The organism is Candidatus Methylomirabilota bacterium, from assembly GCA_036002485.1.
Classification (GTDB): Bacteria; Methylomirabilota; Methylomirabilia; order Rokubacteriales; family CSP1-6; genus AR37.
Window position 1 is genome coordinate 1 of record DASYTI010000199.1, and the last position, 9,934, is coordinate 9,934.

Sequence of the window (9,934 nt, forward strand, 5' to 3'; positions counted from 1 at the left end):
GCCTCCGCCCCGCGAGCCGTCCCCGCCGCAGGCGGGGCGGCGAGCGCACCCCCCGCTTCCGGGGGGATGGGGGGGCGGGCGGAGGCGCCCGAGCGAGGTGGCGCGCGAGGCGAGGAGGTATGAGCGTAGGACGGCACCCGGCCCACGCCCATCGGGTCAATCGTACGGACGCTAGACGCCGCCCGCTAAGAAGGGTCGGGGCGCTGCTGACGCAGGAACTGCTCGATCTCCGCCACGAGGTCCGCCGACGGCGGAAGCTCGTCGCTCGGCGAAGTGGGCTCGGCGGCCTCATCCTCGTCCGGCGGCTTCCGCTCGAGCTTGCGGACGTACTCGGCGATCTTCGCGTTCTGGCCGACCACCTCGTTGAGGTTCTGGTCGAATTGGCGGGAAGCCTCCACCAGGTCCGAGAGGTCCGCCTCGGCTCCGAGCAGCACCAGGACCCGCCGCACGAGGGCCATGGCCGCCTTGGGGTTCTCGACGCCCGAGACATAGTGAGGGACATTGGCCCAGAGGCTGGCCTGGGGGATGCCCTCCTCGCGACACATGATGTTGAGCACGCCGACGATCCCCGTCGGTCCCTCGTAGCGCGACGCGCGCAGGCCAAGACGCGCGGCGAGCTCCGGGTCATAGGCCCCCCCCACGAGCTTCACGGGGCGCGTATGCGCCACTTCGGCCAGGAGGGCACCCAGGGTCAGCACCAGCGATGCCCCCACCCGTCGCGCGAGATCGAGCACGGCGCCGCAGTACGTACGCCACCTGAGATGGGGCTCGATGGCTACACCAACAATGAGGTCCCGGTCCAGCGCTGACGGCGTGGCCAGGGAGAAGTCGGTGGACGGCCAGACGATCTCGCGCTCCTGCGAGGATTCGGACTTGAAACGGACGTAGGGCCGGGAGAGGCCGAAGTGGTAGAACTCTTCCGGGTCTATGCTCGCGAGCGGACGGGAAGGCCAGAGCTGGCCCAGGTAACGAGCGGCCGTGGTGGCCGATTCGGCCGCGTCATTCCAGCCGGAGAATGCGACGATGAGGACGGGCTGGCGGAGCCCGTCCGGCTCTTCGAAGAGGACCAAGGCATCGGTCGGAGGCATCGACTTTCGTCCTGCTCGCAGGATGCCCGACGCCGCGCATCCCTGCAAGGGCAAAAGCGTAGAACCCGATTTGAAGTTGACTCGCCGCGCCACCCGCCCGTATCATGGGCGGCGCTGGTGCGACTGGGCATCCCCCTCATACAGGAGGCTACGGATATGCGCTCCAAGATCACGTTGGCTGCGGCGCTTCTCGGGGTCGCTCTCCTGGCTGGCGCCTGCGCCTCGTCGGAGCAATGGGCGGAATGGCGGGGCCACACGACTCACTTCGCGTCGGGCGACCACGGGATGTTCTCGATGCGGAACAACCTCGAGGGCACCAACCCGAAGGTGACGCGCCTCGACATCGAGGCCTCGCGCACCGAGAACTGGTGGGGCAAGCAGATCAGCGTCGAGCCCGGTCAGATCATCCAGAACTAGTTCATGAACCGTCGGGCTATGGCCGCGGCCCTCGCCGCTCTTCTCGCGGCGGGCGCCGCGGCGCCCGTCCAGGCGGCACCGGCCGACTACCTTCTCCCGGTCGAAAAGCACACGACGGCAAAGGCCCGCGCCCTCGCCGTCAAGTACCGCCCCCAGCTCCTGCAATTCTCCGAGTACGTCTATCACTGCCTGCCCTATCTGGAGATCAAGAACGGCCTGGGCTTCAAGAGAAACGCCAAGGAGCCGGCGACGGATGACCGGTTCGCCGCGCTCTGGCTGTATATCGAGCAGGGTCAGGACAAGAGTTTTGCCGCCCTCTCGCCGGCGCGCCAGGCCTCCGCGGTCTTCTCGCGCTACGGGGTGCCCATGATCCGGCGCATGGCCGCCATGCAAGGCCTGGCCTCGGACCCGGACGTCTACGGGTTTTCGCTGGTGCTGGCCTGGGTGAAACCGGGCAGCGATCCCAAGCAGCCCACGCTCGAGACGCTCGCCGCCTTCATGGATCAGGCGACCACGCGGGCCTTTCTCGGCAATGCCTTGCCAGCCGGCGACTGGGTGGACAAGATGAAGATCTACTTCTACGACGGCGAGAAGGAGATGGGCCGCTTGCCGCTCGAGATCTGGGACGATAACTTCGTCGCCACCTACAAGATTCCAAATTACGAGGTCCAGAAAGGCATCACCTGCCCGTAGGCTGCTGAAAAGGGCCCATCTCAGGCTGCTGAAAAGGGCCCATCTGCTTCGTTGGCGCCCCGCCCTTCGAGTTGAGCGGCGGCCCCTGGCCGTCGTGAGACGAGAGCTGAGTTGATCCGCAGGTTCAACGTACAGAGAGTACGCCTCACCTGCGGCCTTCGGGCGCCGCCTCGCATCTGGGCCTTTTTGAACCGCCTACAGAATCTTGGTGAAGGGACCTATGGGGCTCGATGTTTGACAGGTCCCTGGGCCTCCGATAGCATGACGGCAAGGCTTTTCCATGAAACTCCCCGTGCGGCAGAAGACCCAGTTTTCGCTGGTCTATCTGCTCATCGCGGTGGTCGTCCTGTCCCTGGTCCAGAGCTGGCTGCTGGCTCCTCGGACAGTCGAGATCCCGATGAGCAAATTCCTGCAGCTCGTCCGCGAGGGCAAGGTCGAGAAGGTCTCGCTCACTGACCGCGAGATCCGCGGGACGCTCAAGCCCGGCGCCCTGCCCGCCCCGCAGCCCGGGCCGGGCGACAAGGTGCGCAGCCTGGTCGGGGTCGACCAGGCCCTCACCACCTTCACCACCACGCGCATCCCCGGCATCGACGACGGCTCGCTCGTCAAGGAGCTCGAGCAGCACAAGATAGAGTTCTCGGGACGCGTCGAGAGCACCTTCTGGCGAGACTTCCTCTTCGGCTGGATAGTCCCCCTCGGGCTCATGGTCGGCATCTGGCTCTTCCTGATGCGCCGGATGAGCGGAGGGCCGACCCAGGCCCTGTCCTTCGGGCGCTCCAAGGCCAAGATCTACGATCGCAAGGAGCTGAAGACGACCTTCGCGGACGTGGCCGGCGTGGACGAGGCCAAGGCCGAGCTCATAGAGATCGTGGACTTCCTCAAGAATCCCAAGAAGTACCAGCGGCTGGGTGGCCGCATCCCCAAGGGCGTGTTGCTCGTCGGCCCGCCCGGCACGGGCAAGACGCTTCTCGCCCGCGCCGTGGCCGGCGAGGCCGACGTCCCGTTCTTCTTCCTCTCCGGCTCGGAGTTCGTCGAGATGTTCGTGGGAGTGGGAGCCTCGCGGGTGCGCGACCTGTTCGAGCAGGCCAAGGAGAAAGCGCCCTGCATCGTCTTCATCGACGAGCTCGACGCCATCGGCAAGACACGCGCGGGGACCACGGGCTTCGTGGGCGGTCACGACGAGCGCGAGCAGACTCTCAACCAGCTCCTGGCCGAGATGGACGGCTTCGACTCCTCCAAGGGCGTCATCATCATGGCCGCGACCAACCGCCCCGAAGTGCTCGATCCCGCCCTGCTGCGCGCGGGCCGCTTCGACCGCCAGGTGGTGGTGGACAAGCCCGACGTCAAGGGACGCGAGGCCATCCTGCGGGTCCACGCGCGCAACGTCATCCTGGCCCCCAGCGCGGACCTTCGCGTGCTCGCTGCCCGCACCGCCGGCATGGCGGGCGCCGACCTGGCCAACCTGATGAACGAGGCCGCCCTGCTCGCGGCTCGCAAGGGCAAGGACGCCGTGGACATGGCCGACCTCGACGAGGCCGTCGATCGCGTGGTGGGCGGGCTCGAGCGCAAGAGCCGAGTGCTCTCCGAGAAGGAGCGCGATATCGTCGCCCACCACGAGATCGGCCATGCCCTCGTGGCCTCGTCCCTGCCCCAGGCCGACCCCGTGCACAAGGTGACGATCATCCCGCGCGGGGTGGGCGCCCTCGGCGCCACGTATCAGCTGCCCCTGGAGGACCGCTACCTGCTCACGCGCAGCGAGCTCGAGGACCGCATCGCGGTCCTCCTGGGGGGGCGGGCGGCCGAAGAGGTCGTGTACGGCGAGATCTCCACGGGCGCCCACAATGACCTCGACCGCGCCACGGAGATGGCGCGCCTCATGGTCATGCAGTACGGTATGTCCGAGCACCTCGGCCCCATGACCTTCGGAGGGGGGCGACAGGCCCTCTTCCTCAAAGGCGCGGGCATTACCGCGGAGCGGGAGTACAGCGAAGACACCGCGCGCGCCATCGACGGGGAGACGCGCGCCATCATCGACCGGATCTATGACCGTGTGCGCGGATTGATCACGGACCGCAAGGTCGTGCTCCTGGCCGCGGCCGCGGAGTTGAAAGCGAAAGAGACACTCGAAGGCGACCGCCTGCGGCACCTGCTGGCCGGCGAGCCCGTGGAGGAGAAGCGATGATCGTGGTCAGGCGTGGGACGCTCGTCGTCATGCTCGTGATTGCCGCCGCCCTCGGCGTGGGCCTGGGCTCGTGGGGCGCGAGCGCGGTTGATCTGGCCAGGCCGCCCGCTCACGAGGCCACCCCCGCGCGCGACACGCCGCCGCCCCCGTCCGTGACGGGTCCCGTGGTGCCGGCCGCTCTGCCCGTGCCCTCGGGCAGCTTTTCCAGAATCGCCGAGGCGGTCAGTCCGGCCGTGGTCAATATCAATACGCTCACCCGCGGCACGGGCGGCCGTACCCCGATAGAGGAATTCTTCGGCGACGAGTTCTTCCGCCGATTCTTCGGCGACGCCCCGGAGCGCCAGCAGCAGCAGCGGAGCCTCGGCTCCGGCGTCATCGTGGACTCCTCGGGTATCTGCCTCACCAACGCTCATGTCGTCGAACGGGCCACCGAGATCGAGGTGGTCACGGCGGAGGGCAAGAAGCACAAGGCCAAGATCGTGGGGCTCGACAAGCGGACAGACCTGGCCGTGCTCCGGCTCCAGGGAGGCGGTCCCTACCCCGCGGCCGTGCTCGGCGATTCGGACAAGATCAAGGTCGGCGACTGGGTGCTCGCCATCGGCTCCCCCTTCGGCCTCCAGCAGACGGTGACGGCCGGCATCATCAGCGCCAAGGGCCGCTCGATCGAGCCAGGCAATCCCTTCAGCGACTTCATCCAGACCGACGCGGCCATCAACCCGGGCAATTCCGGCGGTCCGCTCGTCAACATGTCGGGCGAGGTCATCGGCATCAACAGCGCCATCCTGTCCCGCTCGGGCGGCAATGTGGGCATCGGTTTCTCCATCCCGTCCAATATGGCCAAGCGCATCTACACCGAGCTCGCCGCCAAGGGCAAGATCACGCGCGGCTGGCTCGGCGTCTCCATCCAGCCCCTCACGCCCGAGCTGGCGAAGAGCTTCGGGCTCAAGGAGGCCAAGGGCGTGCTGGTCGCCGACGTCATCAAGGACAGCCCGGCCGACAAGGCGGGTCTGACCTCCGGCGATATCCTGACCGAATTCGACGGCAAGAAGGTGGACGCCCCCCAGGATCTCCAGAAGATCGTGGCGGTGACCACCCCCGGCAAGGGGGTGCCCGTCAAGGTCTGGCGCGACAAGAGCGAGAAGTCCCTCGAGATCAAGATCGGCGAGACGCCGGATGAAACCGCCCAGGCCTCCGAGCAGGGCGGCAAGGGCAAGAGCCTCTTGGGGCTGGATGCCCGGCCCCTGACTCCCGAGATCGCCCGCCAGCTCAATCTGCGCACGACCGAAGGCGTGGTGGTGGCGCGGGTGGACGAGGATAGCCCGGCCGCCGAGGCGGGACTGCAGCGCGGCGATGTCATCCGCGAGGTCAACCGCCAGCGCATCCGGTCGTTGCAAGACTTCGAGCGGGCAACGCAGGGACTGAAGGGGGGCGACCGGGTGACCGTGCTCCTCCAGCGCGGGCCGCAGTCGCTCTACGTCGCGTTCTCCATCGCCAAGGGATGACCAGCTAGGCGGTGGGCCTCGGGCGTCCGCGCGCTCTTGCGTAGTTTGCGCAGCGGCAGCGCGCCGATCTCCGCACGTTCGGATGCGTCTGCTACACTTCTAGAGGACAGGGGGCGCTGACCGAGGGCCCCCTTCGCGTTCAAGACCATGGAATACAAGGACTACTACAAGATTCTCGGGGTCGGGAAGACCGCCGACGAGAAGGCCATCAAGACGGCCTATCGGCGGCTCGCGCGCAAGTACCATCCCGACGTGGCCAAGGGTAAGGACTCGGCGAGCCGCTTCCAGGAGGTGTCCGAGGCCTACGAGGTGCTGGGCGACCCGGAGAAGCGGAAGCGCTACGACACACTCGGCCCCGACTGGCAGCGCTTCGCCCAGGCGGGCGCGGGGGCCCGGTCGCCGCACGAAGGCGCTCCCTTCGGACAGGGCGAGGTCCATTTCGGAAGCGGCGGCGCCGGCGGGGGATTCTCCGACTTCTTCCGCACGATATTCGGCGATGTGGGCAGCGGCGGATTCCGACGGGGGGGTCGCATCACCGAGGTGGACTTCGAGGACCTCGGCAACCTCAATTTCGGGCGGGACTTTGGCGGCGGCGCCGATCGCGGCGGCGACGCCGAGGCGGGCATCGAGCTTTCCCTCGACGAAGCTTTCCGCGGCACGCGCAGAACGATCTCGCTCGAGCTTGACGAGCCCTGCGCGACGTGCGGGGGCGCCGGCCATGTCAATCGCAAGCCCTGCTCCCAGTGCCACGGCACGGGATGGGCAAGAGGGCGGCGCAACCTCGAAGTCAAAGTCCCGGCGGGCGTGACCACGGGCTCGCGCGTACGCGTGGCCGGCGAGGGACCAGGCGGGGCCGCGGGCGGTGGACGCGGCGACCTCTATCTGAACGTCACCGTAAGGTCCGATCCGCGCTTCGAGCGGAAGGGCGATGATCTGCACGTGGCCGTCGAGGTGCCCGCTCACGATGCTGCTCTCGGCACCGAGCTGTCCGTCCCCACCCTCAAGGGACAGGTGTCGATGAAGATTCCGCCCGAGACCTCGAGCGGCCGGACGTTCCGGCTGCCCGGCTATGGCATGCCGCACCTCAAGGGCGGCGGGGCGGGCGATCAGTTCGTGCGGGTGGAGGTGACCATCCCCGCGGGGCTGTCCCCGCGGGAGCGCGAGCTCTATCAGGAGCTCAAGAATCTACGGACCGAGGGGACGAGATGAAGTTCGACAAGTTCACCGTGAAGGCGCAGGAGGCCGTCCAGGCGGCGCAATCGCTGGCGGACCAGGGCAACCATCAGGCCATCGTGCCGGAGCATCTGCTCCTGGCCCTCCTCCAGCAGCAGGAAGGCGTGGTCGGCCCGCTCCTGGCCAAGCTGGGCGCGCGGGGCGAGACCATTGCCCGCGAAGTCCAGGCGGAGCTCGACAAGCTGCCGCGCGTCCAGGGGGGCGGCGGACGGCAGTACGCCTCGGAGCGTCTCGAGGCCGCGTTCAACCGGGCCTGGGACGAGGCCCAGCGCCTGAAGGACGAATACTGCTCGACCGAGCATCTGCTCATCGGCATCTCCCAGGACAAGTCGGGCGCGGCGGCGCGCATCCTCGCCAAGGCCGGCGTCACCCCCGAGGCGATCTACAAGGCCCTCGTCGAGGTGCGCGGCTCCCAGCGCGTCACCGACGCCAATCCCGAGGAGAAGTATCAGGCGCTCCAGCGCTATGCCAAGGACCTGACGGAGCTCGCGCGGAAGGGCAAGCTCGACCCCGTCATCGGGCGCGACGAGGAGATTCGTCGCGTGATCCAGGTGCTCTCGCGGCGCACCAAGAACAACCCCGTCCTCATCGGGGAGCCCGGCGTGGGCAAGACCGCCATCGTCGAGGGTCTGGCCCAGCGCATCGTGGCGGGCGACGTGCCCGAGGGGCTCAAGGGCAAGCGACTGCTCGCCCTCGACATCGGGGCCATGGTGGCGGGCTCCAAGTACCGCGGGGAGTTCGAGGACCGCCTCAAGGCCGTGCTGCGCGAGATCACGGAGAGCGAAGGCGAGATCATCTGCTTCATCGACGAGCTCCACACCCTGGTGGGCGCGGGCGCCGCGGAGGGCGCGGTGGACGCAGCCAACATGCTCAAGCCAGCCCTGGCCCGCGGCGAGCTCCGCTGCGTGGGCGCGACCACTCTCGACGAGTACCGCAAGCACGTCGAGAAGGACCCCGCCCTCGAGCGCCGCTTCCAGCCCGTCATGGTCAAGGAGCCCTCGGTCGAGGACACCATCGCGATTCTGCGCGGCCTCAAGGAGAAGTACGAGGTCCACCACAAGGTCAAGATCAAGGACTCGGCCCTCGTGGCCGCGGCCGTGCTCTCCCACCGGTACATCGCGGATCGCTTCCTCCCCGACAAGGCCATTGACCTGATCGATGAGGCCGCCTCGAGGCTCCGGATCGAGATCGACTCCCTGCCGCACGAGATCGACGAGATCGAGCGGCGCATCATGCAGCTCGGCATCGAGCGGGTGTCCGTGGCGCGCGAGTCGGACGCCGTCTCCAGGGATCGTCTGGCCCGGCTCGAGGCCGAGCTGGCCGAGCTCAAGGAGAAGTCCGCTGCGCTCAAGTCGCACTGGCAGGCGGAGAAGGCCGCCATCACGGCCATGGGCAAGATCAAGGAGGAGACGGAGGCGGCCCGCATGGCCATCGAGGAGGCCAAGCGGCGCGGCGACCTCGAGAAGGCCTCGCGCCTGCAGTACGGCACCCTGGCCGAGCTGGACGCCCGGCTCAAGGCCGAGAACGAGCGCCTGGCCGAGCTCCAGAAAGATCAACGGATGCTCAAGGAAGAGGTGGACGAGGAGGACGTGGCCGAGACGGTGGCCAAGTGGACAGGCATTCCCGTGACGCGGCTCCTCGAGGCCGAGGTCCAGAAGCTCGTTCAGATGGAGGAGCGCCTGGGTCGCCGGGTGGTGGGTCAGAGCGAAGCCATCGTGGCCGTGGCCAATGCCGTGCGCCGCGCGCGCTCCGGTCTCTCCGACCCCAATCGACCCATCGGCTCCTTCCTGTTCCTGGGACCGACGGGCGTGGGCAAGACCGAGCTGGCCCGAGCCCTCGCGGAGTTCCTCTTCGACGACGAGCGCGCCATGATCCGCATCGACATGTCCGAGTACATGGAGAAGCACGCGGTGGCGCGGCTCATCGGCGCGCCGCCCGGCTATGTCGGCTACGACGAGGGCGGCCAGCTGACCGAGGCCGTGAGGCGGCGCCCGTACTCCGTGATCCTCTTCGACGAGATCGAGAAGGCGCATGGCGACGTCTTCAACGTGCTGCTCCAGCTCCTCGACGACGGACGGCTCACGGACGGCCACGGCCGGACAGTGGACTTCCGGAACACCGTGGTCATCATGACCTCGAACCTGGGCAGCCATCTCTTCCGCGAGGAGGAGGAGCCCAAGCGCGTGCGCGCCCAGATCATGGAGACGCTGCGCCAGTCGCTGCGGCCGGAGTTCCTCAACCGCATCGACGAGGTGGTGGTCTTCAAGGCCCTCGGTCGCGAGGAGATCAGCCGCATCGTCAAGATCCAGACGGCCTTCCTCATGAAGCGTCTGGCCGACAAGCGCATCACGCTCACGCTGACTCCGGCCGCCGAGGAGCTGCTCGCGCGCGAGGGCTACGATCCTGTGTACGGCGCCCGGCCCCTCAAGCGGACCATCCAGCGCCTGATCCAGGATCCCCTCGCCCTCAAGATCCTGAGCGGCGAGTTCGCGGACGGCGATGCCGTGGTAGCCGACGCCGCGGGCGGCGAGATCGTCTTCCGCAAGCAGGTCGACGCCAAGCCCGCGTGACGGGCGCTCGTCTTCGCCGCCCTTCGGCCCCCGGCGAGGTTCCTCGCCGGGGGCTCCTCGCGCTCGCACGATGAATCTCTCGGGGCCCGCGCGACGTCTCAAGCGGAAAGTTGCCGGAGGGATCTCGTGACCGACTCGCGGAAGAAGCTGTACTTCGGCTGGATAGTCCTCTCGGCCGTCGTCGTCGTGATGCTGGCGGGCTCGGGCGTGCGCGCCATGTTCGGTGTGTTCATCAAGCCGATCGAGGCC

General features: G+C 68.0%; 7 protein-coding genes. 6 read left to right on the forward strand and 1 reads right to left on the reverse strand.

Annotated elements, in window-relative coordinates; genetic code table 11:
* Window positions 1-185 precede the first annotated feature (185 nt).
* A complete protein-coding gene (locus VGT00_17745) occupies window positions 186-1,088 on the reverse strand; it encodes a PAC2 family protein (protein HEV8533270.1) in 903 nt (300 codons plus the stop codon).
* 156 nt (window positions 1,089-1,244) lie between these two features.
* On the opposite strand from VGT00_17745, the gene VGT00_17750 reads away from it, so the two are divergent.
* From VGT00_17750 to clpB, 6 genes are all read left to right on the forward strand, one after another.
* Entirely contained in the window at window positions 1,245-1,505 is a 261-nt protein-coding gene (locus VGT00_17750; GenBank protein HEV8533271.1) for a hypothetical protein, read from the forward strand.
* Window positions 1,506-1,508: 3 nt separating this feature from the next.
* Window positions 1,509-2,198, forward strand: coding sequence for a hypothetical protein (locus VGT00_17755; GenBank protein HEV8533272.1), 690 nt, complete (start codon window positions 1,509-1,511; stop codon window positions 2,196-2,198).
* Window positions 2,199-2,478: 280 nt separating this feature from the next.
* Window positions 2,479-4,380 carry an ATP-dependent zinc metalloprotease FtsH gene (gene ftsH, locus VGT00_17760; GenBank protein ID HEV8533273.1) on the forward strand — a complete coding sequence of 634 codons (1,902 nt, stop codon included), beginning with the start codon at window positions 2,479-2,481 and terminating at the stop codon, window positions 4,378-4,380.
* Window positions 4,377-5,882, forward strand: a complete 1,506-nt coding sequence (locus tag VGT00_17765; protein ID HEV8533274.1) for a DegQ family serine endoprotease — start codon at window positions 4,377-4,379, stop codon at window positions 5,880-5,882. Before ftsH ends, VGT00_17765 begins: the two co-directional genes overlap by 4 nt.
* A gap of 147 nt (window positions 5,883-6,029) precedes the next feature.
* A complete protein-coding gene (locus VGT00_17770) occupies window positions 6,030-7,091 on the forward strand; it encodes a DnaJ C-terminal domain-containing protein (protein ID HEV8533275.1) in 1,062 nt (353 codons plus the stop codon).
* Window positions 7,088-9,685, forward strand: coding sequence for an ATP-dependent chaperone ClpB (clpB, locus tag VGT00_17775; GenBank protein ID HEV8533276.1), 2,598 nt, complete (start codon window positions 7,088-7,090; stop codon window positions 9,683-9,685). The genes VGT00_17770 and clpB overlap by 4 nt, the downstream gene beginning before the upstream one ends.
* Window positions 9,686-9,934: the final 249 nt, after the last annotated feature.